Raw genomic sequence first — 25,157 nt, 5'->3', positions numbered from 1 at the left:
CGGGGTCCTCTCAGGCGCTGGGGCGGGCCCCGCCGATGAAGCCGCTCCAGCGCATCGCGGTGACCCGGACGCGGGACCCGCTCTCCGGTGCCTCCAGGATCTGCCCGTCGCCCAGGTAGACGGCGACGTGGTGGATCGTCGCCGGGCTGCTCGTGTCGGTGGCCCAGAAGACCAGGTCACCCCGCTGCAGGTCGCTGCGGGAGACCCTGGGCAGCGACGAGTACTGCGCGCTGCTGTTGCGCGGGATGCTGATGCCGGCTTGGGCGTAGGCGTAGCGGGTCAGCCCCGAGCAGTCGAAGCCGACGACGCCGGCGTCGATGCCCCAGCCCACGCTCGGGCCGCTGAGCGAGCCCCCGCCCCAGGCGTAGCTGGTGCCCAGCCAGCGGCGGGCCGCGGAGATCGCGGTCTCGGCCGCGGCGGAGGAGCCGGCGCCGGCGGTGGTGACGGCGCCGGCGGAGACGGCGTGGCTGGTGGCCCGCTGGTCGGCGGCCGCGCGGGCCGCGGCGGCGGTCTGCTGCGCGGCGTACTGCTCGGCGGCGGCACGGGCGCCCTCGAGGCCGAGCAGGGTCTGCTGGGCCTGCTCGAGCTGCTGCTGCACGGCGGCCTGCCGGTCCGCCAGTCCGGCGGCCTGCTGCCGGGCAGCCACCTCGAGCGCCTCGGCGGCCGCCAGCGCGTCGGCGGCCTGCTGCTCGAGCGTGGCCGCCTGCGCCAGCGCGGTCTGCGCGGTGAGGTCGGCGGCGGTGGCCTGCTGCTCGGCGGCGGACACCTGGACGACGACGCTGCCCTGGTGCGCCCCGGCGGCCTCCAGCAGGGCGGCCCGCTCGACCATCTCCGTGGGCCCCTGGGCGGTCATCAGGGCCTCGAGCGTGGGGGAGGTGCTGCCCTGCAGGTAGCTCTGCCGCGCGAAGTCGGCGAGGTCGGCGCGGGCGGCGGCCAGGTCGTCCCGGGCGCGTCGGGCGGCGGCCGCGGCCTCGTCGGCGGCGCTCTGCGCGGCCTCGTACTCGGCCTGCTTCCCCTGGAACGTGTCCAGCGCGATGGCCGACTCGGCGCGGGCGTCGTCCACCTGGGCCTGGGCGGCGGCGAGGGCGGCGGACAGTGCGCCGACCTGCTCGGCGGCGTCGGCCTTGGCCTGCTGCGCCTGGCTCAGCTGGGTGTCGCTGGGGTTGGTCGGGGCCGCGGTGGCGGTGCCCGGAGCGAGCACGAGGCCGACGGCGACGGCCACGACGACCGTGGCGGCAGAACGCGCCAGCCGGGTGCCGGTCCGTGCCGGGATGGTTGCCTGCGTGCCCATGTCCGTTGCGCCCCTTCCGCTCGATGGTCATCCGATCGGGTGACCCAGGACCTGATCGGCCGGTTCGGCGGAGTGCTTGAGCGTGGGGCGACAATGAGTTGGTAAAAGCAACTGATGGCCGGTGTGACCCCGGTCGGGGAGCAGGCGGCCCAGGGGCGGCCGTTGGAGGATGCCGACCGTGACCAGCACCGCCCCGAGCGCGACGGGACAGCTCGACCCGCGACGGTGGGTGGCCCTCGGTGTGTGCGTCTCCGCGCTGTTCATGACGCTGCTGGACGTCAGCATCGTCACCGTCGCGCTGCCCTCGATCGGCGCGAGCACCGGCGCCGGCCCGTCGCAGCTGCAGTGGGTGGTCTCCGGCTACGCGTTGGCGTTCGGGATGGTGCCGATCATCGGGGGCCGGCTGGGTGACGACCGCGGGCGCCGGCGGGTGCTGCTGGTCGGGATCGCCGCGTTCGTCGTCTGCAGCGCGCTGGTCGGGCTGGCCCCGACCCCGGGGGTGCTCATCGCCGGGCGGGTGCTGCAGGGGCTGGCCGGCGGGCTGGTCAACCCGCAGGTCTCCGGCCTGGTGCAGCAGCTGTTCCCGCAGCGCGAGCGCGGCCGGGCGTTCGGCACGATCGGGGCCGCCGTGGGCATCGCCACCGCCGCCGGCCCGGTCGTCGGCGGTGCGCTGATCGCCCTGGGCGGGCAGGAGTTCGGCTGGCGGCTGTGCTTCCTGGTCAACGTGCCGGTGGGGCTGCTCGCGCTGGTGCTGTGCGCCCGGCTGCTGCCCTCGCCGCCGCCCCGGGACACCCACCGGCCGCTCGACCTGCCCGGCGCGGCGCTGCTGGCGGTCGGCGTCTTCGGGCTGCTCTTCCCCGCCGTCCAGTACGACGCCGGCCACGACCTCCGGCTGGCGCTGCTGCTCCTGCCGGCGCTCGCGGTGCTCGCCGGCTTCGTCGGCTGGGAGCGCGGGCCGGGACGACGGCGCGGCTACCCCCTGGTGGACCTGGCCCTGTTCCGCATCCGGTCCTTCGCCGACGGCACCGTGCTGGCGGTGCTCTTCTTCTGCGCCTACACCGGCACCCCGCTGGTGCTGGCGCTGTTCCTCCAGGAGGGCCTCGGCTACAGCCCGCTGCAATCCGGGCTCACCGCGTCCTCCTACGCGGTCGGCGCGGCCCTGTCCGCACCGATCGGCGGCCGACTGGTCAGCCGGCTGGGGCAGCGGGTCCTCGTCGTCGCCCTCGGTCTCTTCCTGGCCGGCGTGGCGTCGGCCGCGCTGGTCGCCGTCGCGCTGGCCGGCGACGTCGACCCCGGGCGGGTGGCGCTGGCGATGGCCCCGGCGCTGCTGGTCGCCGGGCTCGGCGGCGGCTCGGTCATCACGCCGAACCAGGCGCTGTCCCTCGCCGAGGTCGACGTCCGCGGCGGGTCGACGGCCGGCGGGGTGCTGCAGACCGCCCAGCGCTTCGGCAACGCCGTCGGTGCCGCGGTCATCACCGCGGTGTTCTACGCCTCGGTCGCCGGCGCAGCGGCCGGCGGCGCCGGGCGGCAGGGCGACTACGGGCGGGCGTACGCGCTCAGCCTCACGGTGAGCGTCGTCTTCGCCGCGGCCGCCGCGGTCCTGGCGATCCGGGACGTCCGCCGAACGCGCGAGCCGGAGCAGACCTGAACCCCTGGGCGGGCGATGGGCCACTCTGCGAGGGTGCGTCCGTGACGTCGATCGACCAGCCAGCGCTGCCCGGCCCGCTCCGGTCCATGCTGCGCGAGCTGCACCTGCTCGCTCCCGACAGGCTGGCCGAGCGGGTCGCCGTGCACGGCCGCCGACTGGGCTTCCGCGACACCGTGCTGTACCTGGTGGACTACGAACAAGTGTTGTTGCAGCCGGTCCGCGGCGAGGGTGTGGCGGAGCGCCAGGAGCTCTCCGTGGAGGGCTCGGTCGCCGGCCGGTGCTACCGGAAGCACGAGACGGTGCGCACCACGGGCGGCAGCGGGCCCCGCCTGTGGGTGCCGCTGCTGGACGGCGTCGAGCGGCTGGGCGTGGTCGAGCTGCTCGTGGGCTCCGTCACCGACGAGGTGGAGGAGACCGCGAAGGCCTTCGTCTCCCTGCTCGCCGAGGTGCTGGTCGTCAACGAGGCCTACACCGACATCTTCGCGCGGCTCCGGCGGCGGAAGACGCTCAGCGTGGCGGCGGAGATCCAGTGGGAGCTGTTGCCGCCGATGACCTTCGCGACCGATCGGGTCGTCGTGTCCGGTGCCCTCGAACCCGCCTACGACATCGGTGGGGACAGCTTCGACTACGCCGTCAACGGATCCTCCGCGCACGTCCTGGTCCTGGACGCCGTCGGTCACGGGTTGCCCGCTGCGCTGCTGGCGAGCGCCGCGATCGGCGCCTATCGGCACGCCCGGCGGGAGATCTACGACTTGCCGGACATCGCCGTGGCAGTGAACCGGGTCATCGCGGACAACTTCACCGGCAGCCAGTTCGCCACCGCTGCGATCGCCCGGCTGGACCTGGACACCGGGCTGCTGCGGTGGGTGAACGCCGGGCACCCGGACCCCCTGGTCCTGCGGGACGGTGCCTTCGTCCGCCCGCCCGTGTGCCGGCCACACCCGCCGCTCGGGCTCCAGGTGCGCAAGCCCGACGTCTGCGAGATGCACCTGCACCCCGGCGACCGGGTGCTCGTCTACAGCGACGGGATCGTGGAGGCCCGCTCCGAGTCCGGTGAGTTCTTCGGCGAGGAGCGGCTGGCTGACTTCATCCTCCAGGCCGGGGCCTCCGGGGACGCCGCTCCGGAGGCGCTGCGCCGGCTGATGCGCAAGGTCCTGGAGCACCAGGGTGGCCAACTGCAGGACGACGCGAGCATCGTCGTCCTGGAGTGGCACACCGGCACTCCTCAGCAGCTGGTCCCCTGACCGCGGCGCCCGGGTGACAATGCCCGCCATGCAGTCCAGCCCCGAGGTGCCCGCCCTGCCCACCGCCGAACTGCACCTGCACATCGAGGGGACCCTCGAGCCCGAGCTGGCGGTCGAGCTGGCCGGGCGCAACCGGGTCCCGCTGCGCCACCCCGACCTGGCGTCGCTGCGCCGGGCGTACTCGTTCAGCGACCTGCCGTCCTTCCTGGACCTCTACTACGAGCTCACCGAGGTGCTGCAGCAGCCGCAGGACTTCACCGACCTGGCCGAGGCCTACCTGACCCGGGCCGCGGCGCACGGGGTGCGGCACGCGGAGGTCTTCGTCGACCCGCAGGCGCACACCGGCCGGGGCGTGCCGCTGGAGGTCGTCCTCGACGGGCTGGCCGAGGCCTTCCGGACGGCGGAGCAGCGGCACGGGCTCAGCGCGCGGCTGATCGCCTGCTTCGTGCGTGACCGGGACCCGGCGGAGGCCGAGGCGCTGGTGCCGCGGCTCCGCCCGTGGCACGACCTCGTCATCGGTGTCGGGCTGGACAGCGCCGAGGTCGGCTTCCCGCCCGAGCTGTTCCGGCGCGCCTACGCGCTGGCCGCCGACGAGGGCCTGCACCGGGTCGCGCACGCGGGGGAGGAGGGGCCGCCGAGCTACGTGCGCGGCGCGCTGGACGCCCTCGGTGTCGAACGGGTCGACCACGGCATCCGCAGCATGGAGGACCCCTCGCTGGTGGCCCGGCTGCGGGAGGAGCAGGTCCCGCTGACGGTCTGCCCGCTGTCCAACGTCGCCCTGCGGGCGGTGCCCGACCTGGCCGCGCACCCGCTGGGCTCGATGCTGGACGCCGGTCTGCTGGTCAACGTCAACTCCGACGACCCGGCCTACTTCGGTGGCTACCTGCACGACAACACCGTCGCCGCCTGCCGGGCGCTCGGCCTCGGTGCCGCGGAACGGCGGCTGCTGGCGGAGAACAGCTTCCGGGCGAGCTTCCTGCCCGAGGCGGAGAAGCAGCGGCACCTGGCGGCGGTGGCCGCGGCCGCCGGCTGAGCTCAGCCCGGCCGGCGGTGCTCGGCGACCAGCCGGCGGGGTGCTCGGCACGCCCACGCCTCGTCGAGCAGCTCGGTCAGCTCGGCGGCGTCGATCTCGGTGAGCCGGACCAGCACCGAGGGGTGGCCGGCGAAGTGCGCGGTGGTGAAGTAGATGCCGGGGGAGGCGGCGATCAGCGCTCGGCGTGCGCCGACGTCCGGGACGTAGGCGCCCAGCACCGGCCCGGCCGGTGCGGCGTCCCCCAGCTCGGCGAGGTCCCTGGGCCGCAGCGGCCGCTGCCAGGCGAACTGCTTGTCGCGCACCCGCCAGCTGCGGTTGCCGCCGTGGGTCGGTCCCTCCGTCGCCTCCGGGAGGGCGAGGGCGAGCCGGGCGACGTCGTCCCAGGTGGCCATGCCGGGACGCTACGACCTCCCGCGCCGCTACGCCGTCTGCACGACGACCAGCGTGTTCCCGTCCGGGTCGCGGAAGGTGAACATCGGCGGGACCTGCGGGCCCATGTCTATCAGCTCGGCGTCGACGTCGGCCCCGGCCGCGCGCAGGGCCGCGTGGTCGGTGGCGGCGTCCGTCGTCGCCAGCCGGATGCCGGTGTCCACGCCGGACGGCCCGTCTTCCCGGCGGACCAGTGCCAGCGTGGTCGGCGCACCCGGTGGCGCCACCTCCAGCCAGCGGGCCCCGGGACCGTAGGAGCCGTCCAGGCGCACCTCGAAGCCGAGGACGTCGACGTAGAAGCCCAGCGCGCGGTCCTGGTCGGTGACGGGGACGGCCACGGTGTGCACGGAGGTGAGGTGGGTGCGGCGGGTGGTGCCGGTCATGACGTCCTCCCGGGAGTGGTGGTCCAGTGCAGACCGCCCCGGTCGGCCGGACTCATCGGACCGGCGGTCAGGATGGCGGCATGAACGTCTTCACCGACTACGCCGAGACGCACTGGGTGCCCATCAACGGGGAGATGGTCACGGTCCAGACCGTCGACGCGACCGGCAGGCGGGAGACGCACGTCCTGTCGGTGCCCGACGCGCTGGCCCAGTTCACGGTGGAGTACCCGTTCGTGGACGACGCCCAGGCCGCCGCCCTCTTCGCCCAGGGAGGGTAGGCGTCCCGGATCACGGCACAGCGCACGCGGCACGGGTGTTGTCCCTCCTGTGACCCTGCGCTTCCTCGTCCTCGGTGACTCCCTCGCCTTCGGCACCGGTGCCGCCCGTCCCCAGGACACCCTCGGCGCCCGGCTGACCCGCACGCTCACCGACGCCGGCTCCGACGTCGAGCTGCACGTCGTCGCCGTCCCCGGTGCCACCTCCCTCGACCTCGCGGCGCAGGTCCAGCGGGCCGCCGCCGTCGACGCCGACCTGGCCCTGCTGGTCGTCGGCGCCAACGACCTGACCCGCCAGGTGCCGCCGGCGCGGGCCGCGGCCGCACTCGGCGCGGCGGTGCGGGAGCTGCGCGCACGCGGCACCGAGGTGCTCGTCGTCCCGACGCCCGACCTGTCGTCGGTGGCCTGGGTGCCACCGGCGTTCCGCGCGGTGGTCGCCGGCATCTGCGACCAGCTGCGGGCCCGGCAGACCGCCGCGGCGGAGACCGCCGGCGGCGTCGTCGTCCCGGTCGCGCCCGAGCTCACCGCCCGGTTCGCCGGTGACCCGTCGCTGTTCTCCGCCGACCGGTTCCACCCCTCGTCCGCGGGCTACGCGCTGGTCGCCGACGCGCTCGCGCCGCGGCTGCTCGCACTGGCCGCCCGCCGGCAGGACCGGGCTGCTTGATCAGGCGGCGTCGCCCGGGGGCACGCGGCAGGCCGCCGTCCCGCCGGGCAGGCGGTACCGGTTGTCGGCGATGAGCCGGTAGAGGACCGGGGCGGCCCAGCGCAGCGGCGGCAGCGACAGCAGCACGCCGATCGGTGACCAGGGCAGCCCGGCGGCCCGGAGTGCCAGCGCCACCGCGGGCGCCCCGCCGGCCACCCCGCCGTCCACCCCGCCGTCCCGGCCGATCCAGAGCACCTCGTGCCGCGCGCGTGCCGCGGTCGTGCCGAGCGCAGCGAGGTCCAGGAACTGCCAGGGCTCGACCCGGACGTCGGCCGGCAGCAGCCGCCGGGCCACCTCGGCCGACCGGGTGCAGAACGCGCAGTCGCCGTCGAAGACGAGCGTGGGGGCGGGCACGGGTCCCATGGTGCCGCTCAGCCCAGGTCCACGGTGAGCGCGCGGTGGTCCGACAGCGGCAGCGCGGGCGCCGACACCGCGGTGACCGGGGCGAACGACCCGCGCAGCAGCACGTGGTCCAGTTGCCGGTCCGGCTCGTCGAGCGGGAAGGTCAGGCCGCTCGCCAGGGACTGCCAGCCGGTGACCGAGGTCGGGGTCGGTGGGGTCATGTTCAGGTCGCCCATCAGCACCAGCGGGCCGGGGAACGCGGTCAGGTCACGCTGCAGCCGGCGCAGCTGCCGCCGGTTCCACCCCGGCACGAACGACAGGTGGGTGTTCACCACGGTCAGCTCGCCGTGCGGGGTCTCGACCACCGCGACGACGGCGGCCCGTGGCTCCTCGTCGACCACGATCACCTTGCGCGGACCGGGCAGCCACATCGGGAAGCGGAAGGGGATGGCGGGCAGCCGCACCACCTGCCAGGACCGCACGGGGTACCGGGACAGCAGCGCGATGCCGTACTCCGCCGTCCCCGGCTGCTCGCGCCCGGTCGCCGCCATCCAGGTGGCCCCCGGCGTGCCGGCGATCGCGGCGACGAACCGGTGGGCACCGGCGCCCATCGCCTCGGCGGCCACCGCGGTGAGGTCGGCGTGGTGCGACCGGGGTTGCTCCCGGTCGACCTCCTGCAGCGCCAGGACGTCGGCGTCCAGCGTCCGCACCGCGGCGGCGAACCGGTCGACGTCCACCCGGTCGTCGTCCTGGGAGCGTCCGTGCAGGATGTTGAAGGTCGCGAGGCGCACGCGTGACCGCTACCCGCCCGGGTAGTGCTCCACCCGATCCTGCCCCGACCGAGGAGTGTGACCCGTGCCCGCCGACCGGGACGCCCTGCGAGGGGCCCTGAAGCGGACCGCGTCCGCGCTGAAGGCCGACGGGGTGCCCTTCGCCCTGGCCGGTGGCTACGCGCTGTGGGCGCACGGCGCACCGGAGTCGGAGAACGACGTCGACTTCGTCGTCGCCGAGGAGGACACCGAGCGCGCGGTCCACGTGCTGGAGAGCGCCGGGTTCCAGGTCACCCGGCCGCCGGAGGACTGGTTGTTCAAGGTCGGGTGCGACGGTGCCGAGGTCGACGTGCTGCACCGGGTCGTCGGCGAGCCGGTCGGCCTGGGGCTGATCGAGCGGTCGGAGGAGATGGACCTGCTGGGCATCCGCGTGCCGGTGCTGCCGCCCACCGACCTGCTGTCCAGCAAGCTGCGGTCGATGACCGAGCACTACTGCGACTTCGGCCGGCTGCTCCCGCACGTCCGCGCCGTCCGGGAGCAGCTGGACTGGGAGCGGCTGCGCAAGGAGGTGGCGGACAACGACTTCGCCGTCGCCTTCCTGTTCCTCACCGACCGGCTGGGCATCTCCTCGACATGACGACGGGCGGGCACCCCGTGAGGGATGCCCGCCCGGTGACGTGCTGGAGCGGCCCCCTCGCAGGGGCCCGCCGCGAGCGTGCGAGTGGTGGGGGGCGAGGGGGTCCTTCGTCAGCTGGCGGGGACTGCTCCTGCACGCAGCGCGCCGAGCAGGTCGTGGTTCAGCCGGGAGATGGTCTCCATCGAGATGCCCTTCGGGCAGACCGCGGAGCACTCGCCGATGTTGGTGCAGCCACCGAAGTCCTCGGCGTCCTGCTGCCCCACCATCCGCAGCACCCGGGCGTCCCGCTCCGGCTGGCCCTGCGGCAGCAGCCCGAGGTGGGCCACCTTCGCCGCGGTGAACAGCATCGCCGAGCCGTTGGGGCAGGCGGCGACACAGGCACCGCACCCGATGCAGGTGGCGGCGTCGAAGGCGGCGTCGGAGTCCTTCTTGGGCACCGGGGTGGCGTGCGCCTCCGGCGCCGTGCCGGTCGGGGCGCTGATGTAGCCGCCGGCGGAGATGATCCGGTCGAAGGCGGAGCGGTCGACGACGAGGTCCTTGACCACCGGGAACCCCCCGGAGCGCCACGGCTCGATGTCGATGACGTCGCCGTCGGAGAACGACCGCATGTGCAGCTGGCACACCGTCGCCTGCTCCGGGCCGTGCGCGACGCCGTCGATCATCAGGCCGCAGGAGCCGCAGATGCCCTCGCGGCAGTCGTGGTCGAAGGCGATGGGGTCGTCGCCGTCCAGGATCAGCTTCTCGTTGAGCACGTCGAGCATCTCGAGGAAGGACATGTCAGGCGAGACGTCGGTGACGTGGTAGCTCACCATCTTGCCCTTCTTGACAGGGCTGACCTGCCGCCAGATCTTGAGGGTCAGGTTCACTTGTAGCTCCGCTGTGCTGTCACTTGTAGCTCCGCTGGGCAAGGTGGATGTACTCGTACTCGAGGGCCTCGCGGTGCAGCACCGGCGGGGTCCCGTCCGGGGTGTACTCCCAGGCGGCGACGTAGGCGAAGTTCTCGTCGTCGCGCAGGGCCTCACCCTCGGGGGTCTGGCTCTCGGCCCGGAAGTGCCCGCCGCAGCTCTCGTTGCGGTGCAGGGCGTCGACGCACATCAGCTCGGCGAGCTCGATGAAGTCGGCGACCCGGCCGGCGTGCTCCAGGTTCTGGTTGAACACGCCCTGCTCGCCGGACACCTTCACGTTGGTCCAGAACTCGTGCTTGATCTCCGGGATGCGGTCCAGCGCCTTGCGCAGGCCCTCCTCGGAGCGCTCCATGCCGCACAGGTCCCACATGAGCCGGCCGAGCTCGCGGTGGAACGAGGCGACGGTGCGGGTGCCGTTGATCGACAGCAGCCGCTCGGTCTGCGTGCGGACCGCCGTCTCGGCCTCCACCACGGCCGGGTGGTCGGCCGCCACCTTCGGGAACGGCCCGTCGGCGAGGTAGTTGGCCAGCGTGTTCGGCAGCACGAAGTAGCCGTCGGCCAGGCCCTGCATCAGCGCGCTCGCGCCCAGCCGGTTGGCGCCCTGGTCGGAGAAGTTGGCCTCACCGATGACGAACAGGCCGGGGATGTTGGACTCCAGGTCGTAGTCGACCCACAGCCCGCCCATCGTGTAGTGCACCGCCGGGTAGATCCGCATCCCGGTCTCGTAGGCGTCCTCACCGGTGATCCGGTTGTACATGTCGAAGAGGTTGCCGTACTTGGCCTCGATGGTGCTCCGGCCCAGCCGCTCGATGGCGTCGGTGAAGTCCAGGTAGACGCCCAGGCCGGTCGGGCCCACGCCGCGACCCTCGTCGCAGACGTTCTTCGCCTGGCGCGAGGCGATGTCCCGGGGCACCAGGTTGCCGAACGCCGGGTACTTGCGCTCGAGGAAGTAGTCGCGCTCGGCCTCGGGGATCTGCCGCGGGTCGCGGTCGTCGCCGCGCTCCTTGGGCACCCACACGCGACCGTCGTTGCGCAGCGACTCGCTCATCAGCGTCAATTTCGACTGGTAGTCGCCGCTGACCGGGATGCAGGTCGGGTGGATCTGCGTGTAGCAGGGGTTGGCGAACAGCGCGCCCCGCTTGTGCGCCCGCCACGCCGCCGTGACGTTGGAGCCCTTGGCGTTCGTGGAGAGGTAGAAGACGTTGCTGTACCCGCCCGAGGCCAGGACGACGGCGTCGGCCAGGTGGGTGCTGATCTGCCCGGTGATCAGGTCCCGGACGACGATGCCCCGGGCCCGGCCGTCGACGACGACCAGGTCGAGCATCTCGGTGCGGCCGTGGGTCTCCACGTTGCCGAGGCCGATCTGCCGCTCCAGGGCCTGGTAGGCGCCGTAGAGCAGCTGCTGGCCCGTCTGGCCCCGGGCGTAGAAGGTCCGGGAGACCTGCGCGCCACCGAAGGACCGGTTGTCCAGCAGGCCGCCGTACTCGCGGGCGAAGGGCACGCCCTGGGCGACCGCCTGGTCGATGATGGCCGCGCTGACCTCGGCCAGCCGGTAGGAGTTGGACTCCCGGGAGCGGAAGTCGCCGCCCTTGACCGTGTCGTAGAACAGCCGGTGCACGCTGTCGCCGTCGTTGCGGTAGTTCTTGGCCGCGTTGATCCCGCCCTGGGCGGCGACGCTGTGCGCACGCCGGGGGCTGTCCTGGAACCAGAAGTTCTTGACCCGGTAGCCGGCCTCGGCCAGCGTGGCTGCGGCCGAGCCGCCGGCCAGGCCGGTGCCGACGACGATCACGGACAGCCGGCGACGGTTGGCCGGGTTGACCAGCCGGGCACGGAACTTGCGCTCCTCCCACATCTGCGGGACGGGGACGTCGGTGGGCGCCTTGGTGTCGGCGATCGGCTCGCCGACGGTGAAGAGCTCGAGTGGCATGGCTGATGTCTCCGTCAGTCGATGAGGCCGAACGCGATGGACAGCGGCACGAGGATGAAGCCCGCGGTGATCAGCGCGGACACCACGTAGGCGATCCCGTTGACCGCGCGCTCGCGGCGCTTGTTGGTCTGCCCCAGCGTCTGGGTGGCGGCGAAGATGCCGTGCCGCAGGTGCAGGCCCAGCAGGATCATCGAGACCACGTAGAACAGCGTGATCGGGATGTTCGAGAAGCTGGCGATCAGCCGGTCGTAGGGCGTCGTGTCCGTGCCGGCCGGGTTCACCACACCGAAGGTGAGGTCGAGGATGTGCCAGATGATGAACAGCGCCAGGATCAGGCCGCCCCAGCGCACGGTGCGCGAGGCGAAGCTCTGCTGCACGCGCTTCTTGGTCACGTAGGGGACCGGCCGGGCCCGCCGGGCCTGGCGCCACAGCGAGATCGCCGCCCAGAAGTGCGCCACCACGGAGACCAGCAGCACGAGCCGGATGATCCACAGCGTCGTCTGCTCCGGCACGGCCGGCTCACCGATCGTGCGGATCCAGTGCGAGTACCCGTTGAACTCCTCGGCGCCCTGGAACGCGTGCAGGTTGCCGATCATGTGCGCGATCAAGTAGAGGATCATGATGATCCCGGTGACCGCCATGACGGCCTTCTTGACCACCGAGTTGCCGAACTTCCCGGGCTTCCGGGCGGTGCGTGGAGCCTGCTGCGTCGTCACTGTCGCCACAGCGCCACGGTAAGCCCAGGACACACGTGACACCCAGGTGAACCGGTGGTGACACACCTCATGTAAGGCCACCCTCACCTGCGGGTTCCTCCGCTGCGCCGACGAGGCGGGGTCGCGAGGTCGGGCACGGGTCGGTGCAGACAACGGTGCCGTGGGTGCGGGAAGATCGTCCGTGACCGAGTCGAGTGCCCCGGAGGGCCCCTGCAGACAGGACGAGAGACGTGCCTGGACCCACTCGCGGCTTCCTCGGACGCCGCCGCACCGCCAGCGACCCGCGGCTGCCCCCCGGCCAGTACGACGTCGGGGGTGACTGGCCGGTGCTCACCGCCGAGCCGACGCCCCGGATCACCCCGGAGACCTGGAGCATCACCGTCGACGGCGAGGTGGCGAACCCGACCACCTGGAGCTGGGACGAGGCGCACGCGCTGCCCGGTGCGGAGTACCGCGGCGACATCCACTGCGTGACCACCTGGTCGAAGTTCGACACCGCCTTCGGTGGCATCAGCGTCGACTCGCTGCTCGACGTGGCCCAGCCGAACCCCGAGGGCCGGTTCGTGATGGCCACGTCGAAGACCGGCTACACGACCAACCTGCCGATCGAGGACGTCACCGGCGGCAAGGCCTGGATCGTGTGGGAGTTCGACGGCAAGCCGCTGACCGCCGAGCACGGCGGGCCGGTGCGGATGCTCGTGCCGCACCTGTACTTCTGGAAGAGCGCCAAGTGGATCAGCCGGATCACCGTGATGAAGCGCGACCAGCCGGGCTTCTGGGAGCAGAACGGCTACCACGACCGTGGCGACCCGTGGAAGCAGCAGCGGTACCAGGGTGACTGACGGAGGACCCCGTCCCCCTCACCCCTCGCACGCTCGGGGCGAGCCTTTGGACGGGGCCGGACCGGCGCCGATCGAGCTGTCGTCGCTGGAGGGCACCCGCGCGCCCACCGGGGGGTGGCGGGCGGCGACGGTGGCGGGCCTGCGGCGGCCGATCGCCCGCTCGGTCGAGCTGCGGCTCGACGTCCACGACCGGGTCCAGCACATGGCCGGTCAGCACTACGTCGTCCGGCTGACCGCGGAGGACGGGTACACCGCGCAGCGGTCCTACTCGGTGGCCTCGGCGCCGGGTGACCCGCTGGTCGAGCTCTTCGTCGAGCGGCTCGACGACGGCGAGGTCTCGCCCTACCTGGTCGACGTCGTCGAGCCCGGTGACGAGCTCGAGGTCCGTGGCCCGATCGGTGGCTGGTTCGTCTGGGACGGCGTCACCCCGGCGCTGCTGGTCGGCGGCGGCACCGGCGTCGTCCCGCTGGTGGCGATGGTCCGGCACGCCCGTGACCTGGGGCGGCTGGACCTGCTGAGGGTCGCGGTCTCCGCGCGCACGCACGCCGAGCTGCCCTATGCCGACGAGCTGGTCGACGCCGGCGCGCTGGTCGTGACCACCCGGGAGGCGCACGGCATCCGCCCGGCGGCCCGGCTGACCGCGGTGGACCTGCTGCCGCTCTGGGAGGAGGGCCAGACCGCCTTCGTCTGCGGCTCCGCCGGCTTCGCCGAGTCGGCCAGCCAGCTGCTGGTCGGGCTGGGCATCCCGCCGACGTCGGTCCGGGTGGAGAAGTTCGGGCCCTCCGCGCTGGACTCGCCCGGGCGCTGAACAGCGCAGCCCCGCTCCCCGGAGGGGCGGGGCCGCGCTGTTCCTCAGCCCAGGACGGCGGGCTTGCCCGGGGTGAACAGCCAGGTCTGGAACAGCTCGTCCAGCTGCTGTCCGGAGACCTCCTCGGCGAGCGCGATGAAGTCCGCCGTGGTGACCGCCTCCCCGGCGTAGCGGGCCGTCCACTCCCGGACGATCGTGGCGAAGTGCTCGTCCCCGACCTGCAGCCGCAGCGCGTGCAGCGTCATCGCCCCGCGGGAGTAGACCCCCGAGCTGAACAGGTCCTCGATGGCCGGCCCGGGGTCGCCGGGGGCGCCGACCCACAGGTCCGCGTCGGCCGGCAGCGCCGCGAGCTCGTCGAACTGCTGCTGCACGGTCAGGATCCCCTCACGCTCCTGCCACATCCACTCGGCGTAGGTGGCGAAGCCCTCGTTGAGCCAGATGTGCTGCCAGGCCGCGAGCCGCACCAGGTCGCCGGTCCACTGGTGGGCCAGCTCGTGCACCACCACGAGGTCACCGGACAGCTGGTCGGTGAAGAAGACCGAGCCGTAGACCGGGCGGGTCTGCGTCTCCAGCGCGAACTGCAGGTCCGGTGTGTCGTCGACGATGCCGCCTGCGGCCCGGAACGGGTAGGCACCGAAGTGGTCGCCGAGGAAGTCGATGATCTCCGGCTGCCGGGCGAAGGACGCCGAGGCCACCTCACCCGGCGGCGGGCCGCCCTCGACGGGGGAGAAGAGGTCGGGGTCCAGGGCGTCCCAGTACCGGACGCCGTCGACCTCGTAGGCCCGCAGGTCGAACTCCCCGACGGCCAGGGTGACCAGGTAGGTCGCCATCGGCTCGGCCGCCTGCCAGCGCCACGTGGTCCAGCCGTGCCGGGTCCGCTGGTCCTCGAGCACGCCGTTCGAGACCGCTTCCAGCCCCTCGGGCACGGTCGCGGTGACCGACACGGACGCCGCGTCGAGCGGGTGGTCGTTCGACGGGAACCAGGTGGCCGCCCCGTCGGGCTGCCCGGCCACCACAGCACCGTCGTCGGTGTGCAGGAACCCCGAGGCGCCCAGCGCGTCCTGGATGGTCTCCGGGACCCCGTGGTAGCGGACGACGGTGGTGAAGTCGCGACCCTCCCACACCGGCCTGTGCGGGGTGATGACCAGCTCGCCGCCCTCCCGGGTCCAGCCGGCGGGGGCGTGGTCGACCCGCACCGCGTCGACGGTCAGGCCCTGCAGGTCCAGGTCGAACGCCGACAGGTCCTGGGTGGCGACCGCCTCGATCGTCGCGGTCGCCGTCAGCTCGTCGGTGGCGGGGTCGTAGCGCAGGTCCAGGTCGTAGTGGTCGACGTCGTACCCGCCGTTGCCGTCCAGTGGGTAGTACGGGTCGCCGATCCCCGGTGCCCCGGGGGAGGGGGTCCCGTGCCCGCCGGGACCGGGCGACGCGAGCGCCGTCCCGGGCACCAGGGCCAGCGCTGCCGTGGTGAGGGTGAGTCCTGCCAGCCGCCGGTTCATGGCCACCTCCGTGGGGTGCAGGGTGCGAGATCGGGCTGACGTTAGGGGTGGGGCCCTGCCCGGTCGGGGTGCCGGCCGACGCCCGTCTCCGGGCGCGGCGCGCGGTCACCCTGGGTGGCGGCTGGGTGGGCGCTGTGCGCGCCGCAGGTCGGCTGCCCGGTGCAGGTCGGGAGTCGGAGTTAGGGCAGGCTGTCCTCAGTTCCCCACGATCACCCAGGAGTCGCCGTGCCCCGCCGTACCGTCCGTCGTGCCCTCGTCCTGATGGGGACGCTCGCCGTCACCACCGGCCTGGCTGCCTGTGGCGGCACGGAGGACGAACCAGCGGCGCCGTCCGGCTCATCGGCCGGCGGCACCTTCCCGCTGAGCATCGAGAACGAGTTCGGCACCACGGAGATCACCGAGGCGCCGGAGCGCGTGGTCACGGTTGGCTTCAACGACGCGGACTTCGTGCTGGCCCTGGGGGTGACCCCGGTCGGCGTCCGCGAGAACCTCGGTGACCACGACGTCACGAAGCGACCCTGGGCCCGGGAGCAGCTGGCCGGGGCAGGGGACATCCCGACCGTCGGCGGCGAGGAGATCGACGTCGAGGCCGTCGCCGCGCTGCGGCCCGACCTGATCGTCGGCGTCTACTCGTTCATGGACCAGGCCGTCTACGACCAGCTGTCCGGCATCGCGCCGACGCTGGCGCAGACCGACGAGCACGCCGACGGTGCCACGCCCTGGCAGGAGCAGACCCTGCTCACCGGCCGGGCCCTGGGCGAGGAGGACCGGGCCCAGGAGATCGTCGACGACGTCGAGGCCCGGTTCGCCCAGGCGACCAGCGAGAACCCCGCGTTCGCCGGCACCTCCCTCGCCGTCGACCTGACCGGCGTCGGCTCGGGCCACTACCTGCTCGGCCGCGACGATCTGCGCACCCAGTTCTTCACCGACCTGGGCTTCACCGTCCCCGACACCAGCACCGACGTCAGCCAGGAGCGGCTGGACCTGCTGGAGGCCGACGTGCTGGCGGTCAACGGGTACACCGAGGCGGACGCCGCCGCGGACACGCTGTTCTCGGGCCTCGACGTCGTCACCGGTGGCCGGACGGTGCTGCTGGGCAGCTACTCCGGCGCCGTGTCCGCCGCGCTCGGCTTCGGCAGCCCGCTGTCGCTGCCCTACCTGCTCGACGAGGTCGTGCCCGCGCTGGCCGCCGCCGCCGACGGCGACCCGGCCACCACGGTGCCCGCGCTCGGCTGAGCCAGGCCCGCGCGTGCCCACCGCCGGCGGCCCTCCCGATCTGCTGGGGTGGCCGCCAGAGGTGTCGGTCGTCCAGCTGGTGCGTCGCGACGTCTGAGCGCGGACGAGAACTGCCAGGCCCGCCGAGGCCGGTTCCGCCGTCGCTGGCCGGGTACGCGGGGGGTCATGACGCAGGCGCGGGACGGGGAGACGGTGGAGTCGCGACCGGGCGTGGGCGCCGACCCCGAACACGACCCGGAGGTCGCCGAGCAGCCGGTCGAGGAGACGGTCACCCGGGCGATCGACGAGGGCCGCCGGCGGATCTCCCGGCGCACCTGGCCGCTGCTGGCCACCGGCGTGCTGGGCGGCATCGACGTGGGCACCGGCGTGCTCGCGCTGCTCTTCGTCGAGCACGAGACGCAGAGTGCGCTGCTCGCCGGGCTGGCCTTCACGATCGGGTTCATCGCGCTGACGCTGGCCCGCAGCGAGCTGTTCACCGAGGACTTCCTGGTGCCGGTGATGACCGTGATCGCCCGGCAGGCCCGGACCCGGATGCTGCTGCGGCTGTGGGTCGGCACGCTGGTGGCCAACCTGGCCGGCGGCTGGCTCTTCACCTACCTGATCATGAAGGGGTTCCCCCAGTTCGCGGAGACCGCGATCAAGGCGGGGAGCTTCTACGTCGACCTCGGCCTGGGCACCAAGGCCTTCTGCCTCTCCGTCATCGGCGGCGCGGTGATCACGCTGATGACCTGGATGCAGCACACCACCGAGTCCGTCGGCGTCCGCCTGGTGCCGGCGGTAACAGGGGGTTTCCTGCTGGCCGGTGCCCAGCTCAACCACGCCATCGTGAACTCGCTGCTGATGTTCGCCGCGCTGCACACCGGGCATGCGCCGTTCGGCTACGTGCAGTGGGCCCAGACCGCGGGGTTCGCGGCGGTCGGGAACATCGTCGGGGGCGTCCTCCTGGTCACCCTGCTGCGGTTCTTCCAGTCGCCGCACACCGTGCAGAAGGAGCGGGCGAACCCCGCTCTCGGCGTGCCGATCGGCGACACGCGGCGCGAGGGCGACCGGCCCCGGTCCGAGCCCGGCGTCTGAGGAGACCAGCCTGCCCGTCCCTACCGTGCGGCCCTGCGCATCGCGGCGACGTAGCGGTCCAGGGCCAGGGTCTGCACCCGGTGCCCGACCGGCGCACCGAGCCGGGAGAACGGGGTCGCCAGCCGGGAGAAGGCGCGCAGCTCGTAGCCGACGGCGCCGTCCGGCCGCAGCGAGACGACGAAGGACTCCTCACCGCTCTCCGGGTGACCCGGCAGCGTGCCGTAGCCGAAGCCCCGCCGGTCCGGTTCGTCGACGACCCAGACCACCCGGCAGGGGATGTCCAGGCCGGCCCGCCGCAGACCGGCGGTCATCAGGACGACGGTGCCCGGGCTGCTCGCCGGACCGCTGGCCTGGATCCGCAGCCCCGCGCCGCGTTGCGCCGTCCACCGGAACACCGCCGCGGCCGCACGCTCGAAGTCCTCCCGGCCGGAGCCGATGACGTGGTCGCGCTCGACGTGGTCGTACCCGGGCGGCAGCTCGGCCTCCCGGGTGCCGCCGACCTCGGGGTAGGTGAACGGTGCCTCGGCGAACTGCTCGAGGGTCGCGCGGCGGAGGACTCCCACCGGGTCAGTGTGCGTGGGGCCGGGTACGGCCCGCCGGGTGGGAACGGCGTTGGTCGTGGGTGCGAGCAGTGACATCGGTGCGGCCGTCGTCCGGGCGCTGACCGCGGCCGGGCACGACTGCCTGGGCTGGGGGCGGGACGTCGGGCGGCTGCCCGCCCGGTCCCGCGTCGTCGACCTGCGGTCGCCGACCGAGGTGGACGCCGCGCTCGCCGAGCTCCCCGAGCGGCTGGCGGTCGTCGTCTACGCCGCCGGCCTGTTCGACTGGGCCCCCGCGGACGCCGGCGACCCCGGCGTCTGGGACGAGCTGGTCACCGTCAACCTGACCGCGGCGATGCGGGTGACCCGCGGGGTGCTGCCGGGGCTGCTGGCCGGCGCGCCGTCGTCGCTGGTGTTCCTCGGCTCGGCGGCGGCGCACTCCGCCTTCGCCGGCAACCCGGCCTACGTCGCCAGCAAGCACGGCCTCGCCGGCTTCGCCCGGTCGGTGTTCCTCGACGTCCGCGACCGGGACGTCGCGGTCACGCTGCTGTCGCCCGGCCTGGTCGCGGCCGGCGCCGGGCTCCGCGCCCCCGGGGTGCGGCCGGAGCAGCTGCTGCGGCCCGCGGACGTCGCGGACGCCGTCGCCTGGGTGGTCGGCACGCCGCCGCACGTCTGCCCGGTGGAGGTGCAGCTCCAGCCGCAGCGGACCGCATAGGGTCTGGGCACTGTGCTGCCCGCCGTCACCGCCACCCGCTACGTCACCCCGCTGCGCGAGGGTGGCTCGCTGCCGGGGCTCATGGAGGCCGACGACCTCGGCACCTACGTGGTGAAGTGGCGGGCCGCCGGGCAGGGCGTCAAGGTGCTGGCCGCCGAGGTGGTCTGCGGCGAGCTGGCCCGCCGGCTGGCGTTGCCGGTGCCCGCGCTGGTCACCGTCGACGTGGCGCCCGAGCTCGCGGTCGGCGAGCCGGACCAGGAGGTCCAGGAGCTGCTGCGCAACTCCGCGGGCGTGAACCTGGGCATGGACTACCTGCCCGGCGCCCTGGACTTCGAGGCCGGGGCGGCGCGGGTCGGCCCGGAGCTGGCCGGCCGGGTGCTGTGGTTCGACGCGCTGACCGGCAACGTCGACCGCTCCTGGCGCAACCCGAACATGCTCTTCTGGCACGGTCGGCTGCAGCTGATCGACCACGGCGCCGCGCTGACGTTCCACCACAACTGGCCGGGGGCGGCCGCCGCGGTCGCCCGCCCGTACGACGCCTCGCAGCACGCGCTGGTCGAGTGCGATCCCGACGTGCGCGCCGCCGACACGGTCCTCGGTCCGCTGGTCACCCGGCCGCTGCTCACCGAGGTGCTGTCCCAGGTGCCCGACGCGTGGCTCGAGGGTCCCGCGCCCGACGACGCGCCGGACGACGTCCGGGAGCGCTACGCAGCCCAACTGCTGGACCGGCTCGCGGCCCGCGGCTCCTGGCTGCCCGGCGTGGTCGCCGCGGCAGCCGCCGGCGGCGCCGGGCGGCGGAGTGCGCCGCGGGGTCAGAACCGGCCGTCGTGGTTGGGGCCGCCGCCGCCGGAGGGGGTCACCCAGCGGTGAGGGCCAGGGCATCGAAGGACACCTTCGAGTACGCGGTGCTGCGGGTCGTGCCCCGGGTGGAGCGGGGGGAGTTCCTCAACGCCGGCGTGCTGGTCTACTGCCGGCAGCGCGACTACCTGGGTTCGCGGGTGCACCTCGACGCCGACCGGCTGCGGGTGCTGGACCCGACCGCCGACCCGGTGGCGATCACCGGGGCGCTGCAGGCCGCGGCCGACGTCTGCTCGGCCGCGGTGGGCGCGGGCGCGGCCGGGCGGGAGGCGCTCGGCTCGCGGTTCCGCTGGCTGACCGCCCCGCGGAGCACCGTCGTCCAGCCCGGTCCGGTGCACACCGGTCTCACCGCGGACCCCGAGGCCGAGGCCGACCGGCTGCTGCGCCTGCTGGTCCTGCCCGTCACCGACTGAGCAGCCCTGCCCCTGGTCGCACGCGCCGGGTCCGCCCGTCCGTCGGACCCCCGGGGTAGACCGGGGGCATGGAGATCTCCGCGGTGGGCGTGACCGCCACCGACCTCGCCCGGGCCGTCAGCTCCTACTCCCTGCTTGGCTTCTCCTTCCCGCCGGTGGACGACGGGGAGGAGCACGTCGAGTCCACGAACGCCGGGGCCCGGCTCATGATCGACTCCGCCGAGCTGATCACCGGTCTGCTCGGTGAGCCCCCGCGGCCGGGCAACACCTCGGCCTTGGCCGTCCTGCTGCCGGCCCCCGGGCAGGTCGACGGGCTGGTGAACCGGGTGGCGGCGGCCGGGCACACCGTCGTGACCGCGGCCTTCGACGCCCCCTGGGGGCAGCGCTACGCAACGGTCGCCGACCCCGATGGGCACCGCGTCGACCTCTACGCGCTGCTGCCGGGGTGAGCGGTCGGCGGGCGCCGTGATGCCAGCTCAGGACCCGGGGTAGAGGGCGTCCACGCGCCGGGCGAGCTCCAGGTCCAGCTCGGTCAGCCCGCCCGCCGAGTGGGTGACGACGGCGACCCGCACCTTCGTCCACCGCAGGTCCACGTCCGGGTGGTGGTCCATCAGCTCGGCGGCGTCGGCGATCACGCTGATCGCCTCGACCGCCGCCCGGAAGCTGGGCAGTTCGAGGGTGCGTTCGATCCCCTCGGCACCCCCGGACCACAGCGGGAGCCCGCGCAGTGCGGCGGCGACGTCGTCAGGGGACAGGCGCGGAGGTCGGGGCATGCCCCGATCCTGGCCTACGGCGCCGTCCAGAGGCTCTCCCTGAGCCTGCGAAGGGTGAGGAGGACGGTGTCCTTCCTCAGGCGTGCAGCCCGCACTCCACCTTGTTCCTGCCGGCCCAGCGCCCGGCGCGCGGGTCCTCGCCCGGGGCCACCGGGCGGGTGCAGGGCTGGCAGCCGATGGAGGCGTAGCCGATCTCCTGCAGCGGGTTGACCGGCACCTGGTGCTCGGCGATGTAGGCGTCGACGTCGTCCTGGGTCCACGCGGCGAGCGGGTTGACCTTCACCATGCCGCGCTTGGCGTCCCAGTCCACCAGCTTCGTACCGGCGCGGGTGACCGCCTCGTCCCGGCGGACGCCGGAGCCCCAGGCGCGGAAGCCCGCCAGCGCGGCGGCCAGCGGCTGCACCTTGCGCAGCGAGCAGCACAGGTCCGGGTCGCGCTCGTACAGCGCCGGACCGTGCTCGGCGTCCTGCTCGGCCACGGTGCGCGCCGGCATGACGTTGTGCAGCGTGATCGGCAGGACGCCGGTGACCCAGTCGCGGGTGCCGATCGTCTCGGCGAAGTGGTAGCCGGTGTCGAGGAAGACCACGTTGACGCCGGGGACCGCCCGGCTGGCCAGGTGCGCCAGCAGCCCGTCGGCCATGCTCGAGGTGATGGCGAACGCCTCGCCGAAGGTGTCCCCGGCCCAGGCGAGCACGGCCAGCGCCTGCTCGACCGGGTCGGCGATGCCGGCGAATCGTGCCTCGGCCTCGGCGGCGAGCTCTGGTGTGGGCGTCGCGACGGCGGTCGTCATGGGCGCTGCACCCCCGTTCCGGTCAGGTGCACGGTGAAGGTCCGCAGGCAGGCACCGCAGTGCCAGCCGTCCGGGTCCTCGCCGTGCGGTGTCAGGTCTTCCTCGGCGCAGTACGGGCAGTGGAACACAGGAACCGCCCGCTGCCTTCCGGGTGCGGGGTCGGTCACAGCAGCCAGTCGTCCTCGGCCCGGCCGACGTAGGCCGCGAAGCTCTCGCCCTCGGTCCGCCGGTCGAGGTAACCGCGCAGCACCCGCTCGCAGTAGTCCGCCGTCTCGTCCTTGGTGATCTTGTGCCCGCGGAGCTTGCGGCCGAGTGCGGCGTCCACGCCCAGGTGACCGCCCAGGTGCACCTGGAAGCCCTCGACGCTCTCGCCCTCGGCGTTGCGGACGATCATGCCCTTGAAGCCGATGTCCGCGGTCTGGAACCGGGCGCAGCTGTTCGGGCAGCCGTTGACGTTGATGCCGATCGGCTCGTCGAAGTCCGGCAGCCGCTTCTCCAGCTCGGCGTAGAGGTCCTGGGCGTGCTGCTTGGTCTCCACGATGGCCAGCTTGCAGAACTCCAGCCCCGTGCAGGCCATGGTGCCGCGGCGGAAGGCGCTCGGCCGCACCAGCAGGTCGTGCTGGGCCAGGGCCTCGACCAGGTCCTCGACGCGCTCGTCGGGGACGTCGAGGATGACCAGCTTCTGCTGGGTCGTCGTCCGGATCCGGCCGCCCTGGGTGCCGTACTCGGCGGCGAGGTCGGCGATCCGGGTGAGCAGGCTGCCGGTGATCCGGCCGGTGCGCAGCGCGAAACCGACCGCGTTGGCGCCGTCCTTCTGCTTGCTCACCCCGACGTGGTCGCGCTGGTCGTGCACCGCCGGCGCGGCGGCCGGCCCGTCGGGCAGCTCCGCGTGCAGGTACTCGTCCTGCAGCACCTGGCGGAACTTCTCCGGGCCCCAGTCGGCCATCAGGAACTTGATCCGCGCGTGGGTCCGCGACCGGCGGTAGCCGTAGTCGCGGAAGATCGAGGTGGCGGCCACCCAGACGTCGGTGACCTGCTCCGGCCGGACGAAGACGCCGATCCGCTTGGCGAACATCGGGTTGGTCGACAGCCCGCCGCCGACCCACAGGTCGTAGCCGGCCTCGCCGTCGGCGTTGCGCACCCCGACGAAGGAGATGTCGTCGATCTCCGGCTCGGTGCAGTGATCGACGCAGCCGCTCATCGACGTCTTCCACTTGCGCGGCAGGTTGCTGAACGCCGGGTCGCCGACGTACCGGGCGACCGTCTCGGCCATCACGTCGCTGGCGTCGAGGACCTCGTCGGCGAGCACGCCGGCCAGCGGGCAGTTCAGCATGCCGCGCGGGGTGTCGCCGCAGGCCTCGGTCGTCTGCAGGCCGACGGCGGCCAGCTGCTCCCAGATCTGCGGCACGTCCTCGATCCGGATCCAGTGGTACTGGACGTTCTGCCGGTCGGTCACGTCGGCGACGTCCCGGCCGAACTCGGTGCTGATCCGTCCCAGCACCCGCAGCTGCTCGCTGGACAGCTGCCCGCCGTCGGTGCGGACCCGCATCATGAAGTAGGAGTCCTCGAGCTCCTCGGGCTCCAGCACGGCGGTCCGGCCGCCGGGGATGCCCTGCGCCCGCTGGGTGTAGAGCCCCATCCAGCGCATCCGCCCGCGCAGGTCGCCGGGGTCGATGCCGTCGAAACCGGTGTGCGCGTAGATGTCGAGGATCCGCTGGCGGACGTCGAGCCCGTCGGAGTCCTTCTTCATCCGCTCGTTCGGGTTCAGCGGCTCGCGGTAGCCGAGCGCCCACTGGCCCTGACCGCGCTGCGGCCGGTTGGTGGTACGGGTGGGGGTGGACACGTCAGGGGATCTCCATCTGCGCCGGCACGCCGAGCGTGCGCGACGCGGCCGGGTGCGGGGGAGCAGCTCTGGGAGGCTGCGCGAGCGGGGCCGGGGTCAGCGCTGGGCGCGACACGCGGCGCTGGAGACGCGCGCCAGGTCGACGTGCAGGCGCGCCACGAGGAGAGCGCCGCAGTCCGTCACGGTTCCATGGTCCCACATACCGGGGAGGGTGGCCCCAGACGGCCGGGTCAGCCCAGATCGGCGGCGCCGAAGGAGCGCCACGCGCTCTCCAGCTCGATCATCTCCGCCACCTGCGGGGGCATCTCCCCCGAGACCACGTCGGCGAGCGTGACGTTCTCCAGCACCCGCCGGTAGGCCTCCCGGGCGGCGACCCAGACGTGCGCCAGCGGTGCGGCTGCACCGGGGTACTCGACGTCCTCGGGCCGCTGGCCGTGCACCTCGGCGAGGAAGCCCTGCTCGATCCGCATGACCCGGGCGATCGACACCTCCGACGGGGGGAGGGCCAGCCGGTAGCCGCCCTCCCGGCCGCGCTGGCTGGTGACCAGCCGGGCGTGCTGCAGGTCGCCGAGGATCGCCTGGAGGAAGCGTGCCGGGATCCCCTGCGCCTGGGCGATCCGGTCGGAGGTGAGGGACTCGGGGGCGACGGCGGCCAGCTCGACGGCCGCTCGTACTGCGTAGTCGACCCGGGCTGAGATGCGCACGGAGGTCATCCTGCCGTGTCTGCCAGGCTGGACCCGTGTTCCAGCTGAGGTTCACCACGTTGGTGGAGGCCCCGCTCACCGTGGCCTTCGACGTCGCGAGGTCCCTCGGTCGCCCCTGGGGGCACCCGCTCGAGGAGGTCGTCTCCGAGCGGCCGTGGCGGGACGTCTACCGGGCCGCGCCCGGCGACGGCTGGCGGACGCTGGTGCACACCCGGCAGTTCTCCGCGACGGGCGCCGGCACGCTCGTCGACGAGCAGGTCGACTGGGACACCGGCCTGCCCGGCGCGCTCGGGGGCCTGGTGGACCGTGCGGTGCTGCGCAGCCGCGTCGTCCGGGCGATGCAGGCGCACCTGGACGCCTTCTCCGCCGCGGCCACGCGCAGGTCCCTGGACGTGACCCAGGTGGTCGGCGCGGCGCTCGTCGACGACCGGCGCCGGGTGCTCGTCGCCCAGCGCGGGTCCGGTCCGCTCGCCGGGCTCTGGGAGTTCCCGGGCGGCAAGGTCGAGCGGGGGGAGTCCGACCTGACCGCGCTGGTCCGGGAGTGCACCGAGGAGCTCGGCATCCGGGTGCAGCCGCAGGCGTTCCTCGGCGAGGTGCCGCTGGACGGCGTCGTCGCCGGCGGCCCGCCGGGCGCCTCGACCCTGCGGGTGTGGTGGGGGCGGATCGCGGCGGGGGAGCTGGTCGCGCACGAGCACACCGAGCTGCGGTGGCTGGGCGCCGACGAGCTCGAGGACCTGGCCTGGATCGCCGCCGACCGCCCCCT

General features: G+C 73.7%; 29 protein-coding genes. 15 read left to right on the top strand and 14 right to left on the bottom strand.

The features are described 5' to 3' along the window. Positions 1-10: 10 nt before the first annotated feature. Complete coding sequence (locus FHL80_RS18280; RefSeq protein WP_138734797.1) at positions 11-1,291, bottom strand: C40 family peptidase; 1,281 nt, start codon at positions 1,289-1,291, stop codon at positions 11-13. Positions 1,292-1,469: 178 nt separating this feature from the next. On the opposite strand from FHL80_RS18280, the gene FHL80_RS18275 reads away from it, so the two are divergent. The 3 genes from FHL80_RS18275 to FHL80_RS18265 are packed head-to-tail and all read left to right on the top strand — an operon-like array spanning position 1,470 to position 5,216. Beyond that, positions 1,470-2,939 carry an MFS transporter gene (locus tag FHL80_RS18275; RefSeq protein WP_216870855.1) on the top strand — a complete coding sequence of 490 codons (1,470 nt, stop codon included), beginning with the start codon at positions 1,470-1,472 and terminating at the stop codon, positions 2,937-2,939. A 41-nt stretch (positions 2,940-2,980) separates the two neighbouring features. Then, on the top strand, positions 2,981-4,183 hold the full coding sequence (locus FHL80_RS18270; protein ID WP_246078777.1) for a PP2C family protein-serine/threonine phosphatase: 1,203 nt from the start codon (positions 2,981-2,983) through the stop codon (positions 4,181-4,183). Between the two features lie 28 nt (positions 4,184-4,211). Beyond that, positions 4,212-5,216, top strand: a complete 1,005-nt coding sequence (locus tag FHL80_RS18265; protein WP_138734795.1) for an adenosine deaminase — start codon at positions 4,212-4,214, stop codon at positions 5,214-5,216. Positions 5,217-5,218: 2 nt separating this feature from the next. Here the strand turns inward: FHL80_RS18265 and FHL80_RS18260 are convergent, their stop codons facing one another. Together FHL80_RS18260 and FHL80_RS18255 are read right to left on the bottom strand one after the other, a co-directional pair. Further along, on the bottom strand, positions 5,219-5,608 hold the full coding sequence (locus FHL80_RS18260) for an MmcQ/YjbR family DNA-binding protein (protein ID WP_138734794.1): 390 nt from the start codon (positions 5,606-5,608) through the stop codon (positions 5,219-5,221). A 27-nt stretch (positions 5,609-5,635) separates the two neighbouring features. Continuing rightward, entirely contained in the window at positions 5,636-6,028 is a 393-nt protein-coding gene (locus FHL80_RS18255) for a VOC family protein (RefSeq protein ID WP_138734793.1), read from the bottom strand. An 80-nt stretch (positions 6,029-6,108) separates the two neighbouring features. On the opposite strand from FHL80_RS18255, the gene FHL80_RS18250 reads away from it, so the two are divergent. Together FHL80_RS18250 and FHL80_RS18245 are read left to right on the top strand one after the other, a co-directional pair. Then, positions 6,109-6,306, top strand: coding sequence for a hypothetical protein (locus tag FHL80_RS18250; RefSeq protein ID WP_138734792.1), 198 nt, complete (start codon positions 6,109-6,111; stop codon positions 6,304-6,306). Positions 6,307-6,355: 49 nt separating this feature from the next. Then, entirely contained in the window at positions 6,356-6,967 is a 612-nt protein-coding gene (locus FHL80_RS18245; RefSeq protein ID WP_246078776.1) for a GDSL-type esterase/lipase family protein, read from the top strand. Here FHL80_RS18245 and FHL80_RS18240 read toward each other — a convergent pair whose 3' ends face one another. Together FHL80_RS18240 and FHL80_RS18235 are read right to left on the bottom strand one after the other, a co-directional pair. After that, positions 6,968-7,360, bottom strand: a complete 393-nt coding sequence (locus FHL80_RS18240) for a thiol-disulfide oxidoreductase DCC family protein (protein WP_216870854.1) — start codon at positions 7,358-7,360, stop codon at positions 6,968-6,970. A gap of 17 nt (positions 7,361-7,377) precedes the next feature. Further along, positions 7,378-8,139 carry an endonuclease/exonuclease/phosphatase family protein gene (locus FHL80_RS18235; RefSeq protein WP_138734790.1) on the bottom strand — a complete coding sequence of 254 codons (762 nt, stop codon included), beginning with the start codon at positions 8,137-8,139 and terminating at the stop codon, positions 7,378-7,380. A 64-nt stretch (positions 8,140-8,203) separates the two neighbouring features. Between FHL80_RS18235 and FHL80_RS18230 the strand changes: the two genes are divergently transcribed. After that, a complete protein-coding gene (locus tag FHL80_RS18230; RefSeq protein ID WP_246078775.1) occupies positions 8,204-8,755 on the top strand; it encodes a nucleotidyltransferase in 552 nt (183 codons plus the stop codon). A 110-nt stretch (positions 8,756-8,865) separates the two neighbouring features. Here the strand turns inward: FHL80_RS18230 and FHL80_RS18225 are convergent, their stop codons facing one another. The 3 genes from FHL80_RS18225 to FHL80_RS18215 are packed head-to-tail and all read right to left on the bottom strand — an operon-like array spanning position 8,866 to position 12,312. Next, positions 8,866-9,621: a succinate dehydrogenase/fumarate reductase iron-sulfur subunit gene (locus FHL80_RS18225; protein WP_138734789.1), complete on the bottom strand. Its 756-nt coding sequence runs from the start codon at positions 9,619-9,621 to the stop codon at positions 8,866-8,868. 19 nt (positions 9,622-9,640) lie between these two features. Next, positions 9,641-11,587, bottom strand: coding sequence for a fumarate reductase/succinate dehydrogenase flavoprotein subunit (locus tag FHL80_RS18220; RefSeq protein ID WP_138734788.1), 1,947 nt, complete (start codon positions 11,585-11,587; stop codon positions 9,641-9,643). Between the two features lie 14 nt (positions 11,588-11,601). Then, positions 11,602-12,312 carry a succinate dehydrogenase cytochrome b subunit gene (locus tag FHL80_RS18215; protein ID WP_138734787.1) on the bottom strand — a complete coding sequence of 237 codons (711 nt, stop codon included), beginning with the start codon at positions 12,310-12,312 and terminating at the stop codon, positions 11,602-11,604. 221 nt (positions 12,313-12,533) lie between these two features. Between FHL80_RS18215 and FHL80_RS18210 the strand changes: the two genes are divergently transcribed. Next, positions 12,534-13,145, top strand: coding sequence for a sulfite oxidase-like oxidoreductase (locus tag FHL80_RS18210; protein WP_138734786.1), 612 nt, complete (start codon positions 12,534-12,536; stop codon positions 13,143-13,145). A 46-nt stretch (positions 13,146-13,191) separates the two neighbouring features. Then, on the top strand, positions 13,192-13,953 hold the full coding sequence (locus FHL80_RS18205; RefSeq protein WP_246078774.1) for an FAD-binding oxidoreductase: 762 nt from the start codon (positions 13,192-13,194) through the stop codon (positions 13,951-13,953). Between the two features lie 44 nt (positions 13,954-13,997). On the opposite strand, the gene FHL80_RS18200 is transcribed toward FHL80_RS18205, so the two are convergent. Continuing rightward, positions 13,998-15,449, bottom strand: coding sequence for a M1 family metallopeptidase (locus FHL80_RS18200; protein ID WP_138734784.1), 1,452 nt, complete (start codon positions 15,447-15,449; stop codon positions 13,998-14,000). A 225-nt stretch (positions 15,450-15,674) separates the two neighbouring features. Here FHL80_RS18200 and FHL80_RS18195 point away from each other — a divergent pair, with 225 nt between their 5' ends. Next, a complete protein-coding gene (locus tag FHL80_RS18195) occupies positions 15,675-16,685 on the top strand; it encodes an ABC transporter substrate-binding protein (RefSeq protein WP_216870853.1) in 1,011 nt (336 codons plus the stop codon). A gap of 165 nt (positions 16,686-16,850) precedes the next feature. After that, positions 16,851-17,759 carry a formate/nitrite transporter family protein gene (locus FHL80_RS18190; RefSeq protein WP_138734783.1) on the top strand — a complete coding sequence of 303 codons (909 nt, stop codon included), beginning with the start codon at positions 16,851-16,853 and terminating at the stop codon, positions 17,757-17,759. 20 nt (positions 17,760-17,779) lie between these two features. Here the strand turns inward: FHL80_RS18190 and FHL80_RS18185 are convergent, their stop codons facing one another. After that, a complete protein-coding gene (locus tag FHL80_RS18185) occupies positions 17,780-18,322 on the bottom strand; it encodes a DUF1990 domain-containing protein (RefSeq protein ID WP_216870852.1) in 543 nt (180 codons plus the stop codon). A 37-nt stretch (positions 18,323-18,359) separates the two neighbouring features. Between FHL80_RS18185 and FHL80_RS18180 the strand changes: the two genes are divergently transcribed. The 4 genes from FHL80_RS18180 to FHL80_RS18165 all read left to right on the top strand — a co-directional run bounded on the left by FHL80_RS18180 (position 18,360) and on the right by FHL80_RS18165 (position 20,733). Next, positions 18,360-19,013, top strand: a complete 654-nt coding sequence (locus tag FHL80_RS18180) for an SDR family oxidoreductase (protein ID WP_216870851.1) — start codon at positions 18,360-18,362, stop codon at positions 19,011-19,013. A 12-nt stretch (positions 19,014-19,025) separates the two neighbouring features. Then, positions 19,026-19,883 (top strand): HipA family kinase, encoded by an 858-nt coding sequence (locus tag FHL80_RS18175; protein ID WP_138734780.1) that lies wholly within the window; start codon positions 19,026-19,028, stop codon positions 19,881-19,883. Beyond that, entirely contained in the window at positions 19,880-20,284 is a 405-nt protein-coding gene (locus tag FHL80_RS18170) for a DUF3037 domain-containing protein (RefSeq protein ID WP_138734779.1), read from the top strand. Before FHL80_RS18175 ends, FHL80_RS18170 begins: the two co-directional genes overlap by 4 nt. Positions 20,285-20,352: 68 nt before the next feature. After that, entirely contained in the window at positions 20,353-20,733 is a 381-nt protein-coding gene (locus FHL80_RS18165) for a VOC family protein (protein ID WP_138734778.1), read from the top strand. A 27-nt stretch (positions 20,734-20,760) separates the two neighbouring features. Here the strand turns inward: FHL80_RS18165 and FHL80_RS18160 are convergent, their stop codons facing one another. The 4 genes from FHL80_RS18160 to FHL80_RS18145 all read right to left on the bottom strand — a co-directional run bounded on the left by FHL80_RS18160 (position 20,761) and on the right by FHL80_RS18145 (position 24,403). Then, positions 20,761-21,057, bottom strand: a complete 297-nt coding sequence (locus FHL80_RS18160) for a 4a-hydroxytetrahydrobiopterin dehydratase (protein WP_138734777.1) — start codon at positions 21,055-21,057, stop codon at positions 20,761-20,763. Between the two features lie 76 nt (positions 21,058-21,133). Next, entirely contained in the window at positions 21,134-21,847 is a 714-nt protein-coding gene (locus tag FHL80_RS18155) for a phosphoadenylyl-sulfate reductase (RefSeq protein ID WP_138734776.1), read from the bottom strand. 163 nt (positions 21,848-22,010) lie between these two features. Then, on the bottom strand, positions 22,011-23,690 hold the full coding sequence (locus tag FHL80_RS18150; RefSeq protein ID WP_138734775.1) for a nitrite/sulfite reductase: 1,680 nt from the start codon (positions 23,688-23,690) through the stop codon (positions 22,011-22,013). A gap of 230 nt (positions 23,691-23,920) precedes the next feature. Next, entirely contained in the window at positions 23,921-24,403 is a 483-nt protein-coding gene (locus FHL80_RS18145) for an RrF2 family transcriptional regulator (RefSeq protein WP_138734774.1), read from the bottom strand. Positions 24,404-24,429: 26 nt separating this feature from the next. Between FHL80_RS18145 and FHL80_RS18140 the strand changes: the two genes are divergently transcribed. Then, positions 24,430-25,157, top strand: a 728-nt coding sequence (locus tag FHL80_RS18140) for a (deoxy)nucleoside triphosphate pyrophosphohydrolase (protein ID WP_138734773.1), incomplete at its 3' end; no start/stop codon positions are given.

Source organism: Modestobacter excelsi, assembly GCF_005930495.1.
Taxonomy (GTDB): Bacteria; Actinomycetota; Actinomycetes; order Mycobacteriales; family Geodermatophilaceae; genus Modestobacter; species Modestobacter excelsi.
This window is presented reverse-complemented; position numbering and strand designations above follow the sequence as displayed.